This window comes from Micromonospora sp. DT43, from assembly GCF_049841645.1.
Taxonomy (GTDB): domain Bacteria; phylum Actinomycetota; class Actinomycetes; order Mycobacteriales; family Micromonosporaceae; genus Micromonospora.
Map to the genome: position 1 here is coordinate 334,465 of NZ_JBNCKR010000007.1, position 17,624 is coordinate 352,088.

Below are 17,624 nucleotides of genomic sequence, written 5' to 3' on the forward strand. Positions count from 1 at the left end.
AGATGGCCGTAGAACGGTACGGGGGCGTGTGATTAGGCTGCGTCCCATGGCCAGCGATGTGGACACCGCACCGCTCGTGGGCCGGGCCGAGCTGGTGCAGACGGTTCGGTCGGCGCTGCTCGGTGACGTGGCACAGGGGCAGACGGCCGCCGTCTTCCTTACCGGTGAGAGCGGTGTGGGCAAGTCCCGCCTGCTCGGCGAGATCGGTGCCCGATTGCGCGACCAGGGCGCATTGGTGCTGACCGGCAGTTGCCTGGACATCGGCGACGCCTCGCCGCTGCACCCGTTGCTGCAGGCGCTGCGGCGTTTCGACGCGGACCTGTCCGCGTCGCAGGCCCGTACCTCGTCGGCGGTGCGCGGGCTGTTGCAGATGTTCGCCGACGAGACGGGCGGCCCGGACGGCGCGGGCGCCCTGCTGGAACGCGTCTCCCGAGGGCTGCACCTGATCGCCGAGGGGCGACCGCTGGTGCTGATCCTGGACGACCTCCAGTGGGTCGACCGCAGCACCCGGCAGCTCCTGCTCTACCTGCTGGCCGGTCTCGGTGACCTTCAGCTCTCGGTGCTGGCCGCGGTGCGGGCCGAGTCGTTGCAGGGCGCGCACCCGCTGCGTCGGGTGCTCACCGAACTGCGCCGGCTGCGGACGGTCCGGGTGCTCGACCTGTCCCCGCTGGACCGCGCCGACACCGAGCAACTCGCCGCCGCGGTCGTCGGCCGGGCGCTCCCGCCGGACGCGGCCGAGCAGGTATGGCAGCGCAGCGGAGGCAACCCGTTCGTCATCGAGGAGTTGGCCCGCGACCTGCGCGAGGGACGGGACGGTCTGTCCGAGACGCTGCGCGAGATCTTCCTCGACCGGGTCGACGCGCTGCCGCAGCACGCGCACGCGGTGGTGCACGCCGTGGCGGCGGGCGTCGAGCCCGTGCAGCACTGGCTGCTGGCCGAGGTGTTACGGCTGCCGGAGGACGAGCTGATCGACGCCGCGCGCGCCGCGGTCGCGCACCGGCTGCTGGTCGGCGCCGACGACGGTTACCGGCTGCGGCACCGCCTCGTCGCCGAGGTGCTGGCGCACGAACTCCTGCCGGCCGAGCGCTCCGGGCTGCACCGCCGCTACGCCGAGGCGCTGACCGCCGCGCCGGGTGAGCTGCACCAGGCCCGGCTGGCGCACCACTGGCGGCTGGCCGGCGAGCCGGCGCGGGCGTTGCCCGCGGCGGTGGCCGCCGCGCAGGAGGCCGAACGACTGCACGGTTACGCCGAGGCGCACCGGCACTGGTCGGCGGCGTTGCAGCTGGCCGGCGACTCCGGCTCGGTGGAGGTGGACCGGGTCGAGCTGCTCGGTAACGCCGCCGAGGCGGCCCACCACTGTGGCGAGCACGTCCGCGCGTTGGCGCTGCTGGAGGAGCTGGTCGCGGTGCGCGGCGGCGCCCCGAGCTGCGCGCTGCACATCCGCCGCGCACGGTACCTGGCCGCCGCCGGCCGCTCGGCGCTGGCCGAGGAGGAGTACGAGCGAGCGCTGGAGGCGTCGGACTGCTCCGCACGGGACCGGGCCTCCGCCGCCGCGCGGCTCGCCGAGCTGCTCCTGCACCTGGGTCGGTACGCCGACGCGGGCCGGCGCGCCCGGGAGGCGCTGGCGCTGGCCGAGAACGTGGAGGGTTCCGCCACCGAGGTCGTGCTGGCCAGCTCGGCGCTGGGCTTCAGCGACGCCTTTCTGGAAGACCCCGACGCCGGGTTGGCCGTGATGCGCCAGGCCCTCGACGCCGCCGAGCGTGCCGGTCAGCCCGAGGACGTCGCCTGCGCGTACCTGCACCTGGCTGAGCTGTTGACCGGGCCGCTGAACATCCTCGAAGAGGGCGTGGTGGTGGCACGGCGGGGCGCCGAGCGGGTGGCCGAGCTGGGGCTTGGCCGCACCTGGGGCACCCGACTGCTGGCCATCGCCATCAACGGGCTGTTCCGGGTGGGGCAGTGGGCCGAGGCGGAGAAGGTGGTCGCCGCGGCGCTGCGGCACCGACCGTCCGGGGCGGACGCGGTCGAGCTGCTACTGGCCCGCTGCCGGCTCTCGGTGGGCTACGGCGACATCGAGGCCGCCGGTCGGGACCTCGACGCGGTGGCGACCCTGCTCGCCGGCGGTGGCGCACGCCACGTCATTCCGCTGCTCACCTTGCGTTCCGGGTTGGCGATGTGGGAGGGCCGGCACGACGTGGCGCGGCTGGCGGTCCAGCGCGGCCTCACCGAGAGCCGCTCCGACGACGTGATGATCCTGTCCGCCCTGGTCTGGCACGGGCTGCGCGCCGAGGCGGAGGCGCACTCCAGCCGCACCGTGGACGTGGACCCGACGGCCGTACGCCGGCTGCGGGACGTCGCCGACCGGATGGCGCGCAAGAGCGCCGGGGCGGCCCGACCGGTGCGGTCGGTGGTGGAGGGCTTCCTGGCCCTGTGCGCCGCGGAGGTGAGCCGCCTCGACGGCAGCGACCCGGAGCTGTGGGCCACCTCGGTCGCCGAGTGGGACCGCCGTAACCACCCCTATCCGGCGGCGTACTCCCGGTTGCGGCAGGCCGAGGCGCTGCTGGCCCGGCGCAGTCGGGTGGCCACCGCCGGCAAGCTGCTGCGGGAGGCGTACGCGGTGGCGCAGGGGTTGGGCGCGGTGCCGTTGACCTCGGAGATCCGGGAGCTGGCGGGGCGGGCCCGGGTGTCGCTGGAGGAGCGCGACGCCGCCGGCGCGCGCGTCGGCGCGTCGGCCGAGCCGGTCGACGACGAGTTGGCGGCTCTCACCGCGCGGGAGCGGGAGGTGCTCGCGCTCGTCGCGGAGGGGCTGACCAACCGGGAGATCGGGCAGCGCCTGTTCATCAGCGAGCGGACCATCGGTGTCCACGTGTCGCACATCTTCGACAAGCTCCAGGTCCGCACCCGCGTCCAGGCCAGCGCGATCATGCTCCGCAACTCCCGCGGCTGACCTCCCCGATACGTATCCCGGCGCGTGTGTGCGCCGGGATACGTCGTTCTACTGATCCCGGCGGTGGCTCTCGGCTGAGAGGCTGAGCCCCGTCGACGGCGCCGGGGGCGTCACGACCACTATGGAGGAGAGATGACCGAACCCGTCTGGGGGCCCGTACACCGGGACATCGTCGACCTGCTCGCCGATCATCCGGCGGACGTGCCGGCGGTGGTCGATCACCTCACCAAGCTCCAGGACATGCTGGTGCGGCTCCCGCCGCTGGAGGCGAGCTGCCCGCTCGCCGACTTCAACAGGCTCTACCTGACGATCACCAGCAGTGTGCTGGACGGCCTGTACGACGACCGTTTCGTCGACCCGGCGTTCCTCTCCCGGCTGGACGTCGAGTTCGCGGCCCGCTACTTCGACGCCCTGCGGTTGTGGAGCGACTCCAGCCCCGGCACGCCGAAGGCGTGGTCGTGCCTGTTCTCGCGGATGCGTGGGCCGGACGCCCGGCCGTTGCCGTCGGCGGCGGCCGGTGTGAACGCGCACATCAACTTCGACCTGCCGTTCGCGTTGGTGACGACGTTCGACCATCTGGAGTCGGAGCCGGTCGACGGCACCGACCAGCATCACGACTACCTCGAGATCAACAAGATCTTCGCGGACAAGATCCCCGGCCTGCGCCGGGGCTACCTGGAGCGGTGGCAGCTGCTCATCGACATGCTCAACGGCGACATCGACGACTGGTACCAGGGGGAACTGGTCGAGTACACCCGCGATGTCGCCTGGCGCAACGCGCAGAAGATCTGGCGGTGCCGGCACGATCCGGACGCCCGCGAGTGTGAGCGCACGCGGTTGGACGACAACGCCGCGGCGCTCGGCCGGTTGCTGCTCTCGCCCCTCGGGGCGTTCCTGCAGTAGCCGGGACGGGGGGTCCCCGCGCTCCGCCCCGTGGGGGGCGGCGGAGCGCGGGGGCGCGTCCGCCCCATCAGCTCCTTCCACCCGTTGGTCGACCGGTTCGCCGGCGGCGGCGGGGAGTCAGCCGGTCGGCCCGGGGGGTGCCGACCGTCTGCCGTCGTCGGCCGGCCCGGGGGGTGCCGGCCGGCGACGGGGGAGCGGATGCGGGCCGGGCTCGCTGCGCCGGCCGGCGGTGACGGGACGGACCGTCGGCCGGCGCGGCGGCCACGGATGGGGACGGGTCACGGCGCCCTGCGAGGGCCCCGGACCGGCCGCGGTGCGCGGGACCGTCGACGGCGTGCGATCCGGGGGTGTCGGTCGGCCCGTACGGGGTACGCCCGCGCCATGACCGTCCTGGCCCGGCGCCGGCCCGCCGCCCGACCCCGCCCCGCGCGGCCCGGCCCGCTGCGGCCTGGTGGCCCGGTGCCACGACCCGCCGCCCGTCCCGGTGCGCGATGACCACCGCTGGCGTCCGGTTCCCGTTCCGCTTCGACCCGGCGTTCCGTCCGGCGCTGGCGCTGCTGGGCGTGCGGCCCTCGACGGCCTGGGTCGCCGTCACCGACGAGGACCTGCTGATCCGGTACGGCCCGTGGCGGCTGCGCACCGGCCGGGACAACGTGCTCGGTGCCGAGGTCGGCGGCCCGTACCGCTGGTGGCGGGTGATCGGCCCCCACCTCTCGCTTGTCGACGGCGGCGTGAGCTTCGGCAGCAGCGCGGCGGGCGGGGTCTGCCTGCGCTTCGGCGTACCGGTGCCGGCCCTGGCGCCCGGTGGTTGGCCCCGGCACCCGGCGGCCACGGTCACCGTCGCCGACCCGCCGGCCCTGGCACGTCTGCTCGCCGGACCGGACCTGCCCTGAGCACGCCATCCGCGTGCCCGGTTCCGCCGGTCGGGCCGCCGGCTACCACCTACCGTCGGATCAGGACCTGCGAGGGTGGGACGGGCGATGGCTGACGAGCACCGGGCGAAACCGCGACGCTGGAGCGGACGACGCCACACGCCGACCGGGCCGGACCCGGCCCTGCGGGCCGCCCGCGACCCGGCCCACCCGCACTCCGGCGGCCGGCAGGGTGTGGTGGTGCCCGAGCGGGTCGCCAGCCCGGCCCGGTCGGCGCCGCCGGCCAGCCCGCTGCGTCGGTGGCTCTTCCAGCACCAGGTACAGCCGCCGGGCCCGGAGACGAGCGAGGGGCAGAACCGCAGGCACGCCTGGTGGCAGGTGATGTGTCTGACCGGCGTGGACTACTTCTCCACCCTGTCGTACCTGCCGGGAATCGCGGCCGTGGCCGCCGGTGCGCTGTCCCCGCTGGCGACCCTGCTGATCGTCGCGCTGACCCTGTTCGGCATGTTGCCCATGTATCGCCGTGTGGCCCAGGAGAGCCCGCACGGGCAGGGCTCGGTGGCGATGCTGGAACGGCTGTTGCCGTTCTGGCGGGGCAAGATCTTCGTGCTCGTGCTGCTCGGGTTCGTGGCCACCTCGTGGATCATCACGATCACCCTGTCCTCGGCCGACGCCACCGTGCACCTGCTGGAGAACCCGTACCTGCCGGACGCCCTGCACGGCCCGGCCGTGCCGGTGGTGGTCACCGTGGCGCTGCTGCTCGTCCTCGGCGGCGTGTTCCTGCTCGGCTTCCGCGAGGCCGTGGTGGTGGCCATTCCGCTGGTGGCGGTCTTCCTCGTCCTGAACGCGGTGATCGTGGTGGTCGCGGTGACCCGGATCGTCGAGGACCCCACCATCGTGTCGGACTGGACCACCGCGCTGACCGCGGGCGGTGGGGTGGGCCATGTGCTGATCACCGCCGTGCTGGCGTTTCCGCTGCTGGTGCTGGGGCTGTCCGGCTTCGAGACCGGCGTCAGCATGATGCCGCTGGTGTCGGCGGACGGGCCGGACCGGGCGGCCCGGCTGGCGGCCCGGATCCGCAACACCCGCCGGCTGCTCACCACCGCCGCGCTGATCATGTCGGTGTACCTGATCTCGACGACCTTCGTGACCACCGCGCTCATCCCCGCCGCCGAGTTCCGCCCGGGTGGCCCCGCGAACGGTCGGGCACTGGCCTTCCTGGCGCACACCTATCTCGGTGAGGTGTTCGGCACCGTCTACGACGTGAGCAGCGTGTTCATCCTCTGGTTCGCAGGCGCGTCGGCCATGGCCGGGCTGATCAACATCGTGCCCCGCTACCTGCCCTCGTACGGCATGGCCCCGGAGTGGGCACGCGCGGTGCGTCCGGTGGTGATCGTCTACACCGTCGTCAGCGTGGCCATCACGATCGCCTTCCGGGCCGACGTCAACGCCCAGGCCGGGGCGTACGCCACAGGCATCCTGGCGATGATGGTCTCCGGCGCGGTGGCGGTGACCATCTCCGCGGTGCGGCACCGCCGGCGCGTGGCCGGCATCGGTTTCACGGTGCTGACCCTGGTGCTGCTGTACGCGCTGTTGGAGAACGTCGTCGAGCAGCCGGACGGGATCACCATCTCGGCGCTGTTCATTCTGGCCATCATCGTGGTGTCGCTGATCTCCCGGGTCACCCGGACCACCGAGCTGCGCGCCGAGCGGATCGAGTTCGACGAGCCGGCCCGCCGGTTCGTCGCCGAGTCGCTGGCGCACGACGGGCAGCTGCACCTCATCGCCAACAAGCGGCAGAGCGGCTCGGTGAAGGAGTACACGATCAAGGAGCGGGCGCAGCGGGGCATGAACCCGGTGCCCGGGGCCGCGGACGTGCTGTTCCTGGAGATCGACGTGGTGGACCCGTCGGAGTTCAGCCAGGTGCTACGGGTGCACGGCGTCGAGGTGGCCGGCTTCCGGGTGCTGCGGGCCAGCAGCCCGGCCGCGCCGAACGCGATAGCCGCGATCCTGTTGGCGCTTCGCGACGCCACCGGGGTACGCCCGCACGCGCACTTCGAGTGGTCGGAGGGCAGCCCGATCGCGCACCTGCTGCGCTACCTGATCCTCGGCCGGGGGGACACCCCGCCGGTGGTGCGGGAGATCATCCGTCGTACCGAGAAGGACCCCCTGCGTCGGCCGGGCATCCACGTCGGCGGGTGAGCGCGCGTCGTCTGGTGTCGTAAAAGATGAATGGCAGCACTATTCACGTTCACACCTTCCTGTCCGTATTGCGGTCCTATCGTGACCTTTGGTGGTTGGCGGCACGTCGGTCACCCCACGCCCCGATTGGCGCGGTTACGTCACGTACCCAGGAAGGCAGGCACCTGATGTCCACGTACCGAGGAGACCGCCCGGCACGACCCAGACGGCGGTCCCGATGGTTCTTAGCCGGTGGGCTCCTGGCCGGAAGCCTGGTGGTGGGGGCGGCTGGCGCCGCGGCCGCGGCAGACCGCGACCTGTCCCTGCCGGGCCTGGGCAGGTTGACCACCCCGGCCGCCCGCGACGACGACCGGCAGGCCGACGACCGGTCCGCGCCGGAGCGTGGCGGCGACGACGCCGAGAGGGCTCGTCCGCACACCCCTGGTACCGGCAGGCACGGTGTGATCGAGGTGCCCTGCGACGCGGCGAAGCTGGTGGCCGCGTTGGTGACTGCCAACGCGGAGGGCGGCGGCGACCTGCGGCTCGCGCCCCGGTGCCGGTACACCCTCACCGAGGCGTTCCACGAGACCGACCAGTACGACGGTGGGATCCGCGACGCCCGGGAGCAGGCCGACGCCGCGGAGACCCCCGGGGACGCCGACGCCCCGCCGCACAACCCGGCCGACGACACGTCCGGCCTGCCGGTGATCTACCAGGGCATCACCATCGACGGCGCAGGCGCGACCATCGCCCGCGACGCGCAGGCCGCGCCGTTCCGCTTCTTCACCGTCCGCGACGGCGGCGAGTTGACCCTGCGCGACGTCGAGCTGCACAACGGCCGTTCGCTCATCGAGGGCGGCAGCGTGCACGTCGTGCACGGCGCGACGGCAGTGGTGGAGCGGGTCACCGTCACCCAGAGCACCTCGCTCTCGCCCGAGGGCGGCGGCGGTGGGATCTTCAACGACGGCAACATGGTGGTCACCGACTCCACGTTCGTCGGCAACAGCGCCTCCGGCGCCGCGGGCAAGGGCGGGGGCCTGCTCAACGGCGGTGTGCTGACGCTGAAGCGCTCGGAGTTCCGCCACAACAGCGCCAACGGCTACGGCGGCGGGCTCGGCAACTACCGGGGCGCGGCGGACGTGGACACCACCACGCTCGCCGAGAACAGCGCCGGGCAGGGCGGCGGCCTGGCCAGCTTCTCGGCCCGGACCAAGGTGTACGACACCGAACTGCTGAACAACACGGCCCAGGTCGGTGGTGGCGCCGCCAACTCCGACGCGGTGCTGGTGATGCGCAAGATGACCATCCGCGGCAACACCTCCACCGTCAACGGTGGGGGCATCTCCACAGTCAAGGGCCTGCTGCCTCTCGACGACAGCGTGGTCGACGGCAACACCACGCACGGCATCGGGGCCGGCATCTACGCCGAGAAGTCCAACCTGCTCGTGCGCGGCAGCGACGTGACAGGCAACGAGGCGGTCGGCGCGACGTCCAAGGGCGGTGGCATCTACGCCTCCGCGGGCTCGGTGGCGCTCTACACGAGCAAGGTCACCCACAACGCGGCATCGGTGAAGCCCGGCGGCATCTTCGCCGAGCACGCCCAGATCAAGCTCGACGATGAGAGCGTGGTCGTCGAGAACGAGCCGACCAACTGCGAGGGCAGCGCGGTGCCTGTCGCGCACTGCTTCCGCTGAGGCGTCGACCCGCGCGCTCGTCCCGAGCGCACATCCTGAGCGCACCCGCCCGCCCGGACAGTCGTCCGGGCGGGCGTGCGCCGTCAGCCGAGGGCGCGCAGCCGGGCAGCCAGGTCTGCGGCGAAGAAGTCGAGGAAGCCGTCGGGGTCGCCGCCGGCGTTCTGCAGGACGACGTGGTCGAAGCCGGCGTCGACGTACGAGCGGACCTTCGCCACGTGCGGCTCGGGGTCGGGACCGACGGAGAAGAGCTGGCGGATGTGCTTCTCCTCCACGTGGGCGCTGGCCGCGTCGAAGTTGACCGGGTTGGGCAGTTCGCTCATCACCTTCCAGCCGGTGACCATCCAGCGGCTGGTCTGCAACACCGCCTGCACCGCCTGCTGCTCGTCGGTGGCCCAGGCCAGTGGCACCTCGGCGTAGCGCGGGCCCGATCCGCCGGCTCGCCGGTAGTGCTCGACGATCGAGGCGTCCGGATCGGTGGCGAACAGCCCGTCGCCCAGTTCGGCGGCGAGTCGGGCGGACGCCTCTCCGCTGGCGGCGACCGCGATCACCGGCGGGGTGTCCGGCAGGTCGAAGACCCTCGCGTCCTCCAGGTGCAGGTGTCGCCCCTCGTACGACTGGTAACCGCCCTGCCAGAGCAGCCGGATGATCTCCAGCGCCTCGTGTAGCCGCTCGTGTCGGCCCCGCACGCTGGGGAAGCCCTGCCCCACGACGTGTTCGTTGAGCCGTTCGCCGGCCCCGACGCCGAGGGTGAAGCGGCCGTCGGAGATCAGTGCCATGGTCGCCGCGGCCTGCGCGATGATCGCCGGGTGGTAGCGCACGGTCGGGCAGGTGACGCCGGTGGCCAGGCGCAGCGTGGTGGTTCTCGCCGCGATCGCGCCGAGCACGCTCCAGGTGAAGGACGAGTGGCCCTGTGCGTCCAGCCAGGGGTGGAAGTGGTCGCTCATCTCGACGAAGTCGAAACCGGCCTGCTCTGCCCGGACGGCCTGCCGGATGATCTCCTTCGGGCCGAAGCCCTCCGAGGCCAGCTTGTAGCCGATCTGCATGGCACGCTCCCGATTCCGTCCACTCGCTGACGCCGGTCGGTTCCCGTCCTCCGCGCCGGCAAACGCCGCCCACGGCTTCAGACCAGCCTCCTAGGACGCCCTACGCGATGTGCCGGATGCCAGGAGCCCGGCGGCGGCAGAGCCGGACGGGGGGCGACACCCCAACCCGGGGCAGCAGGAGGCCCGCGCCCCGGACGGGCGCGGGCCTCCTGGAACGTCTTCGTCCTACTTGGACGGCTCCGGCAGCTTGCAGTCGACCTTGGGGTTGGCCCCGATGTAGTTCAGCGGTCCGGCCACGATCGTGACCAGGATCGTGCCGGCCTCGGCGCAGTTGGTGTCGTCGCCGCTGTAGTAACCCCGCTGACCGCCGGCGATGGCGCCGATCACCAGCCAGATCACGACGATGACTCCGAGTATCGAGGTGCCGCGCATCGCTGCCTCCTGAAGGTATGTGGTGGATCTGAGGTGCAGGCGTTGTACCCAATCGGGTCGCGCGGCTAACGGTGAGCGTCCGGCACCCCCGCCGGATCCTCCGTCCGGCCGATGCCGTCCGCCGTCGGTACCGCACCCGCATCGGCCGCCCGCATCGTGTCCCGACAGTCGGCTATCGGATCGCCGACCGACCCGGCCGCCACACGGGCCACCGGACGTAGAACTGCCTCACGGCCCCGCCGAGGAGGACCCATGCACGTCCCCACCCCATCCCTGTACATCGACCGCCCCGAGGACGTCGCGGTCGCGGCCCGCGCGCTCGCCGGTGGCGCGGTCGTCGCGGCGGCGTTCGCCAACTTCTACGTCATCGTCACCCGGCCGGACGCGGCCACCGTACGCCGGGTCAACCTGGCCAAGGGCCGCCCGGTCCACCAGGTCGGCAGCATCACCACCGCCGTCGGGCGGATCCCGGGCATGTTCGACTGGTCCCGGATCTCGCCGCGGCTGCCGATCGGCCGGGTGCGGGCGCTGATGGACGCCCTCTACGGCGCCGGGCCGTTCGGCTTCCGGGGCCCCGCGGCCGACCGGCTGCCCGACCACCTCACCCAGATCGACAGGGGCCTGCGTACCACGCAGGTCATCGCTCCCGGTCTCACCTGCCCGTCCAACTCGTTCTTCGAGCGAGCGCTCGCCGAGACCGGCACCGATCACCTCTACATCACGTCGGCGAACCGGTCCCGACACCACACAGGTGCGGCCGAGGAGCCGGCGCACTGGAAGGCCGGCGCGCTCGCCGCCGACTTCGCCCACCTCGACGACCTGGTGGTGCTCGCCCACCCCGACGAGGCGGCCGCCCGCGCCGCCTACCCCGGCTACCTCACCACCTCGGTGACCCTGCTCTCGTTCCACGCGCCGGAGGGCGAGCTGGAGGAGCCGCCGGTGCTGACCGTGGACCGGCACGGCTCGTTGCACCTGGACGACGTCCGCCGGGCCGCCGCGCCGCTGGGCCTCCAGGTGCGCCTCGGCGACACCGCCGGGCGACGGTTGCAGGTCCGGGGGTACGCGGGAGCGCTGGTGTGAGCCACTACCGGGTCGGCCTGGTGGTGCCCAGCTCGAACACCACGATGGAGACCGAGATCCCGGCCATGCTGCGTCGGCGGGAGACCGTCGACCCGACGACCCGGTTCACCACCCACGCCAGCCGGGTGCGGCTGCACCAGGTGACAGCCGACGAGCTGGCCCGGATGAACCGCTCCTCGGTCCGCTGCGCGGCCGAGCTGGCCGACGCCCGGTGCGACGTGCTCGCGTACGCCTGCCTGGTGGCGGTGATGTGCGAGGGCGTCGGCGCGCACGAGCGGGCCGAGCGGCGGTTGGGCCGGGCGGCCGTGCGGGCCGGGCACGACATGCCCGTGGTGACAAGCGCGGGCGCGCTGGTGGCCGGACTGCGCGCGTTGGGCGCGCGCCGGGTGGCGCTGATCGCGCCGTACCTGCCGCCGTTGACCGCGACAGTCGTCGCCTACCTCGCCGGGTACGGCGTGCGGGTCACCGAGGCGGTGAGTCTCGGCGAGCCGGACAACGTCGCGGTGGGCCGCATCCCGACGGAGCGGCTGGTGGAGCTGGCCGACCGGCTGGACGTGACCGACGTGGACGCCGTGGTCCTCTCCGCCTGCGTGCAGCTGCCGTCGCTGGACGCGGTGCCGCGGGTGGAGGCCCGCCTCGGCCGGCCGGTGCTCACCGCCGCCACCGCCACCGTGCACCAGCTGCTGACCGTGCTCGGCGTCGAGCCGTACGTGCCGGACGCCGGCCGACTGCTTGCCGGCGCAGCGGTTCAGTGCGGCGGGGCGGGGGCCTCCGGCGGTTTGCCGCGACTGCGGCGATAGTCGGCGTAAGCGACGCCCACCAACACCAGCAGGGCACCGAGGGAGGCGAAGATCGGCGGCAGGTACATGGCCGCCGGCGCGATCGTCAGCAACGCCAGGAGACCGCCGGCCCGCGACGACGAGACGCGGCTGAACACCTCGTACTCGAACGAGGACCGGCCGACCAGGAACAGCGCCGGGCCGCCGAGGATCACTGCCACCCAGGCCGGGGGCGTACGGCCGTTGTGCTCGTGCAGCACCAGGTCGAACCCGGAGGCCGTGACCACCACCCCGGCGATCATCAGCAGGTGGGTGTACGGCGCGGTGAACAGGAACTTGCCCGGCGCTCCGGACATCTTGATGGCCGTCGGCAGCAGTTGGCCGGACTTGTGGACGTAGATCCGCCAGAGCACGAGCGTTGTCGCGAACGCCACGGCGAACGCGGCGATGTTCTGCGCCTCGGAGTGGACCAGGTTGAACATGGTGCCGATGGTCAGGATGGCGTCGCCGAGGGCGATGATGAAGAACTGTTGGTACCGCTCGGAGAGGTGCTCGGCCTGGACGTTGCGCTGCGGCTCCGGCACCACGCCCAACCCGGGCACCGGGTACGCGAGCCGGAAACCGCCGTAGTCGATGGCCAGCGCGATGGCCCAGCACGCCAGCCGGGCGTCGCCGCTGACGAACGCGCCGATGATCCAGGGGACCGCCGACACGGTGAACCAGACGAAGATGCGGACGGCCCTGCGTTGGGTCTGCGGTTCGCGACGCACGGCGGGCATCAGGAACAGCCCACGCCCGAGGTGGATGGCCACGTACGTGGCGGCGAAGACGATTCCCCGTGCGCCGAACGCCTCCGGAATCGCCGTGGTCATCAGCAGGGCGCCGAACATCACGGCGCTGAGCAGCAGTTTGATCTCGGTACGTTCCGGGTCGTACAGGTCGGTGACGAGGGTGGTGATCGCCCAGGTCCACCAGACGGCGGCCAGCAGGATCAGCGCCTCGGCGGCCCGGTGCCAGTCGAGCTTGTCGACCATGCCCCGCGAGATGAGGGCGAGGGCGACCACGTACACCAGGTCGAAGAACAGTTCGAGCAGCGTCACCCGGCGGGGGGAATCCGGGTCGCGTACCGGTGGTCGGGTGTTGCGGTGCCCGGGCTCCGGCGCGGAGAGGTGCACGATTGCTCCTGCGGTGCCGGTGACTCGGCGGGCCGTCCGGCCCACCTCGACCGACGCTAGCCAGCTGCCGGGCGCGCCACGCCGGATTCCTCCGGTCGTCCCCCGACCGGGGAGGCGCTTGATCGACTCGGTTTCCCTGAGGTCGGGGTGTCCGGGCGGGGCGGACGGCCCGGTTCCCTGGATGCCGAGTTGATCAAGCGTCCCGATCTCCGGTAGCTCCGCCGGAACGACGGAACCCCCGGGCCCACCGTCAGGAAGACGGGCGCCCGGGGGTTCGCTGTCGGCACTCAGCCCTGGCTGCCGCCGGGCAACACCGCGGTCACCTGGTCGCCCGCGCCGGCCAGCACCCGCGCCTGCTGGGGCCAGGTGGCCAACGCGGGTGCCGCTCGCAGACCGGCGGCCCGGATCAGGTCGCGCAGCGCCGGCTCGTCCAGCTCGCCGAGCTGGACGTAGGTGCGGACACCTGCCGCCTGCAACGCGGCCGCGATCTTCGGGCCGACCCCCTGGATCCGGCGGAAGTCGTCCGCCGGGCCCGTGGGCTCGGTGTCCGCAGGCGTCGGCGCGGTGTCGGCCGCCGGGACCGGCGGGGCGGCCCGCACCGGCTCGGCGTCCACGACGTCCGCCGAGGTCACGGCCGCCGCAACAACCGGCGTCGCCTCGACCGGGGTGACCTCGGCGTACGGGGATTCGGCCTGCGGGGCCTCGGCAGGCGTGACGTTCGCGTCCGTGGTCTCGACCGGCGTGACGTCTGCGTCCGTGGTCTCGACCGGCGTGACGTCGGCGCGCGTGGTCTCAGCCGGGGTGTCCTCAGCCGGGGTTGCCTCAGCCGGGGTTGCCTCGGCCAGGGTGGTCTCGGCCGGGGTGGTCTGGGCCGGGGTTGCCTCGGCGTGGGGCGCCTCGGACGGCAGGGCGTCGGACGTGTCGTCCATCGGCTGGCGCGGGGCGATCACCGTCGCCGGCTGCTCGTCGACAGCGACCGGCTCCGGGTCGGCCGCGAACGCGGGCACGTCGACCGCGTCGGTCCGCTCGGTGGCCGGGACGGACGGCGGGGCCTCGGTGAGGGCCATGTCGCCCGGGTCGACGGCGTTCGGGGCTGAGTCGTCCGGCGTGGTCACGGCGGCCGGTGCGCTGACCGTGTCCACAGGCGTCGGCTCGTCGGCGACCGCGGCCGGGGGAGCGTCCACGGCCGCCACCGGGGCGGCCTCGTCGGAGGCGGCCGGCGGCACCGGAGCGTCGATCACGGCCAGACCGGCGACGGGGTCACCGTCCACGATCGACTGACCCCGCCCGTTGGTCCCTGCGCCCTGCCGGCCGCGCAGCAACCATCCGGCGGCCAGGCCCAACAACAACGCCAGTAGCACTATCAGCGAGTGTCCGATAGACCACTCCACGGCGAACCTCCCTCTCAGCTCGTCGAAAAAGTCACGAGAAAAACTCGCCGCAGCTTCGCACACGCGCATTACCGACGACAGAGAGGATCGGTCGTGGACGCCGTGGCCGGGACGGTCACCGCGTGCGGTGCGCGACGGGTGACACAGCGTCGCGACCACGGCGGGATGCGATCGATCCCCGGACACGGAACGACCCGGGCCGGCGCGTTGTCGCCGTGCCCGGGTCGGTGGGTGCCGCGTTCAGTCCTGGTCGCCCTCGTAGGTGTGGAAGTCGTCGACGAAGCGGCGCCGCAGCGGAGGCACCCGGCTGGTCACTCCGAAGTAGCCGCGCGCCCCGAGCAGCGCCAACCGGCCCACCACCGGCCGGTACATCCGGTCGTCGCCGTTGGTGCCGCTGCGGTTCAGCGACTCGGCGACCCGCGCGAAGCCGTACGGCACCATGGCGGCCTCGTAGTCCGCCACCGCCTGCACCAGCGTCGTGTCCCCGGCGGCCGCCCGGGTGAGATGCTCGCAGAGCAGGCGGGCGTCGCGTAGCGCGGTGTTCGCGCCCACCCCACGCCCCGGGGTCATGGTGTGGATGGCGTCGCCGAGCAGGGTGACGGTGGTGCTCTTCCAGGGCGGTGTCGGCTCTGACGTGCTCACCTTGATCGGCAGGGCGCTGCCCGGATCGCTCATCCGCAACAGCTCCCGCAGGTGCGGATGCCAGTTGGGCGTGAGGTCCAGGGCGACGCGTATCAGGTCCTCGCCCCGACGTTGCAGCACGTCGGCCGGGAACCGGCGGGCCGTGCTCCAGATGATCAGGTTGATGTAGTCGGCGCTGGTGCCCGCCGACAGGCCGGACCAGGCCCGCAACAGGGCGGCGTCGTCGTCCGTGACGCCGGGCTTGATCGTCCGGTCGGCGGCCCACTTGAACTCCATCACGTGCAGCACGCCCATGGTGCCGCCGGCGCCGAAGATCAGCGAGATGCCCTTGCGGACCCGCTCGGGCACCAGGTCGCGGGTCTGAGCGGTCAGCGGGATGCGGGTGGCGATGTTGATGGTCCCGGCGTCGCGGGTGACCGCGTGCGGCAGGTACTGGCGGCGTACGGCCGAGTGTGTGCCGTCGGCCGCTACCAGCAGGTCGCCGGTGGCGCTGGTCCCGTCGGCGAAGTACGCCGTGACAGTCCCGTCGTCGTGCTGCTCGTACCGGACGAAGGTCTTGTCGAAGCGCACCACGTCGCCCAGGTCGGTCAGCAGCACCTGGCGCAGCACCATCCGGGCCACCGAGTGTTCGGTGTGCACCGGGTCGGCGGTGGGTCGCAGCTCGAACGACGCGGTCTGGCGCAGCCGTTGGGTGACGACGTTGAAGTAGCTCGGCGGCCGGGCGCAGGTGGCCAGGAACGTGGCGAACAGCTTCGGTGGCAGGCACTCGCGCAGCGCCCGACTGCCGGTGGGGCCGATGCCCACCCGGTAGCCGAGCAGCCCTTCGGTGCTGTGGTGGTGGCGTTCGTAGACGGCGACGCTGATCCCGGCGCGGCGCAGCCCGTGCGCGAGGCACAGCCCGCCGGTGCCGGCGCCGATGATCAGGACGTGCGGCCCGGTGGTGGACATGTCAGCCCGCCGGGTGGGGCGCTGCCGCGTCGGCCGCGTCCCAACGGTAGAAGCAGTCGGCGATGGCGTCGCGGGGGGAGCGCCACGTCGACAGGTACGGCGAGGTGTGGGCGGCGAGCCGTTCGTTGACCTGCTGGAAGAGCGGGTGGTTGCGGGCGGCGGCGAGGGCGCCCGGGTTGACGTCCGAGGTCTCGATGAGGTGCACGTACACGTCGTGCAGGCAGTACAGGGACCGGTGCGTGACGCCGGTGAGACCGGGCAGTTCGGTGGCGTCGGACTCGGCGAAGATCTGGGCGACCCGCTCCTCCGCGCCCGGGATGATCCGGCTGACGATCAGTAGACGACTCATGGGAACCCTTCCGCCGGTGGCCGATCCCGGCCCGGGGGCCGGTGGTCACGTGCTCGTTGCGCCCACCGTGCCGCAGGGTGTGTCACGTCACCGTCACGTGCGTCGTCCGGCCGGTGACGGCCGCGCGGCGCTCTGCTGGTCGGGGGTCGCGGGGCGGGTGGCCGCCCGGATCGGGGCGAGCGTGTCGTCGAGCAGGGCGCTCATCGCCGGGCTGGGTTCCAGGCGCAGCTCTCGGCGCAGCAGGTCACGGTAGACGTAGAAGGCGTGTACGGCCTCGAAGGCGTTGCCCTCGGCGAGATGGATGCGTACCACCAGGCGGTGTGGCGTCTCACGCAGCGGCTCGGCGGCCATCGCCTCCAGCGCGGCTTCGAGGGCCTCGCCGTGCCGCCCCGCCGCGAGGTGCTGCGCGGCCACCTGCTCCAGCATGTGCAGGCGCAGTTGCCGCAGCCGTTCCCGGTCCAGCAGCACCCAGTCGTCGTACCAGCCGGGCAGCAGGTCGTGTCGGCCGGCGGCGAGCGCGCCGGCGGTGGTGCGCGGGTCGTCGCCGTTGCGGACGCGGGCTGCCGTCTGCACGAGGTCGTCCACGTCGAGCCGGACCGCCGGGTCCAGCCGGACGGTGTCGCCGGCCACGATCATCGGGCAGCACGGATCCTGCCGCAGCCGCCACAGCGCGGTCCGCAGCGACGACAGTGCCCGCTCCTCCGACACGTCGGACCAGAGCAGGCCGGCCAACTGGCTGCGGGTGGCGCCGGGGCGCAGTCCGATCAGCGCGATCACCCGTTGCAGGCCGCGCGGCACCACGATGTGCGCGGTGGCGTGCAGGAGCCGGAAACCGCCGAGCAGGTGCAGCGCGAGGTTGGCCGCGCCGCCACCTGCGGCGGTCGGGACGGACGGATCAGCGGTCACGGCGGCACCCCCTGCGGAACGCTCGTTCCGACTGTCTGCTGTGTCCCGGACCGGCTGCCCGCGTCGCCACCGTCGATCCCGTCGATGGAATGCGACAAGGGCTGTCCAGGCGCGGCACCGCCCGCCGGAGCCGTCGGGCTGACCACCGTGAAGATTATCAATGATGGTCACGGTGAGTCAACGGCAGTGTCGGCCATCCACTGCCTCCGGCCAACCATGAGATCGGTTCTGAACTGCCCAAACGCCATTCTGGCGGATCGGGTCGTACACATGGGACGCATAGCT

Annotated in this window: 14 protein-coding genes; 7 read left to right on the forward strand and 7 right to left on the reverse strand. The window is 72.8% G+C overall.

Going from position 1 to position 17,624, the window contains the following annotated elements:
• Window positions 1–46: 46 nt before the first annotated feature.
• From ACLQ26_RS19645 to ACLQ26_RS19665, 5 genes are all read left to right on the forward strand, one after another.
• A complete protein-coding gene (locus tag ACLQ26_RS19645; protein WP_425745787.1) occupies window positions 47–2,944 on the forward strand; it encodes a helix-turn-helix transcriptional regulator in 2,898 nt (965 codons plus the stop codon).
• A gap of 132 nt (window positions 2,945–3,076) precedes the next feature.
• Window positions 3,077–3,847: a DUF5995 family protein gene (locus ACLQ26_RS19650; RefSeq protein ID WP_425745788.1), complete on the forward strand. Its 771-nt coding sequence runs from the start codon at window positions 3,077–3,079 to the stop codon at window positions 3,845–3,847.
• A gap of 491 nt (window positions 3,848–4,338) precedes the next feature.
• Window positions 4,339–4,740, forward strand: coding sequence for a hypothetical protein (locus ACLQ26_RS19655; RefSeq protein WP_425745789.1), 402 nt, complete (start codon window positions 4,339–4,341; stop codon window positions 4,738–4,740).
• 87 nt (window positions 4,741–4,827) lie between these two features.
• Window positions 4,828–6,921, forward strand: a complete 2,094-nt coding sequence (locus ACLQ26_RS19660; protein ID WP_425745790.1) for an amino acid transporter — start codon at window positions 4,828–4,830, stop codon at window positions 6,919–6,921.
• Between the two features lie 167 nt (window positions 6,922–7,088).
• Window positions 7,089–8,594, forward strand: coding sequence for a hypothetical protein (locus ACLQ26_RS19665; protein ID WP_425745791.1), 1,506 nt, complete (start codon window positions 7,089–7,091; stop codon window positions 8,592–8,594).
• A gap of 83 nt (window positions 8,595–8,677) precedes the next feature.
• Here the strand turns inward: ACLQ26_RS19665 and ACLQ26_RS19670 are convergent, their stop codons facing one another.
• Window positions 8,678–9,637, reverse strand: coding sequence for a TIGR03557 family F420-dependent LLM class oxidoreductase (locus ACLQ26_RS19670; protein WP_425745792.1), 960 nt, complete (start codon window positions 9,635–9,637; stop codon window positions 8,678–8,680).
• Window positions 9,638–9,862: 225 nt separating this feature from the next.
• A complete protein-coding gene (locus tag ACLQ26_RS19675) occupies window positions 9,863–10,069 on the reverse strand; it encodes a hypothetical protein (RefSeq protein ID WP_007460667.1) in 207 nt (68 codons plus the stop codon).
• A 252-nt stretch (window positions 10,070–10,321) separates the two neighbouring features.
• Between ACLQ26_RS19675 and ACLQ26_RS19680 the strand changes: the two genes are divergently transcribed.
• Together ACLQ26_RS19680 and ACLQ26_RS19685 are read left to right on the forward strand one after the other, a co-directional pair.
• Window positions 10,322–11,149, forward strand: a complete 828-nt coding sequence (locus ACLQ26_RS19680) for a hypothetical protein (RefSeq protein WP_425745793.1) — start codon at window positions 10,322–10,324, stop codon at window positions 11,147–11,149.
• A complete protein-coding gene (locus ACLQ26_RS19685; protein WP_425745794.1) occupies window positions 11,146–11,949 on the forward strand; it encodes a maleate cis-trans isomerase family protein in 804 nt (267 codons plus the stop codon). The genes ACLQ26_RS19680 and ACLQ26_RS19685 overlap by 4 nt, the downstream gene beginning before the upstream one ends.
• Here the strand turns inward: ACLQ26_RS19685 and ACLQ26_RS19690 are convergent.
• The 5 genes from ACLQ26_RS19690 to ACLQ26_RS19710 all read right to left on the reverse strand — a co-directional run bounded on the left by ACLQ26_RS19690 (window position 11,898) and on the right by ACLQ26_RS19710 (window position 17,339).
• Entirely contained in the window at window positions 11,898–13,103 is a 1,206-nt protein-coding gene (locus ACLQ26_RS19690; RefSeq protein ID WP_425745795.1) for a low temperature requirement protein A, read from the reverse strand. The two genes, ACLQ26_RS19685 and ACLQ26_RS19690, sit on opposite strands and share 52 nt — an antisense overlap.
• Before the next feature lie 287 nt (window positions 13,104–13,390).
• Window positions 13,391–14,494: a helix-hairpin-helix domain-containing protein gene (locus ACLQ26_RS19695; protein ID WP_425745796.1), complete on the reverse strand. Its 1,104-nt coding sequence runs from the start codon at window positions 14,492–14,494 to the stop codon at window positions 13,391–13,393.
• Between the two features lie 240 nt (window positions 14,495–14,734).
• Window positions 14,735–16,084, reverse strand: coding sequence for an FAD-dependent oxidoreductase (locus ACLQ26_RS19700; RefSeq protein WP_425745797.1), 1,350 nt, complete (start codon window positions 16,082–16,084; stop codon window positions 14,735–14,737).
• Window position 16,085: 1 nt separating this feature from the next.
• Entirely contained in the window at window positions 16,086–16,433 is a 348-nt protein-coding gene (locus ACLQ26_RS19705; protein ID WP_358100504.1) for a TcmI family type II polyketide cyclase, read from the reverse strand.
• A 93-nt stretch (window positions 16,434–16,526) separates the two neighbouring features.
• Window positions 16,527–17,339, reverse strand: coding sequence for an AfsR/SARP family transcriptional regulator (locus ACLQ26_RS19710; RefSeq protein WP_425745798.1), 813 nt, complete (start codon window positions 17,337–17,339; stop codon window positions 16,527–16,529).
• Between the last annotated feature and the right edge of the window lie 285 nt (window positions 17,340–17,624).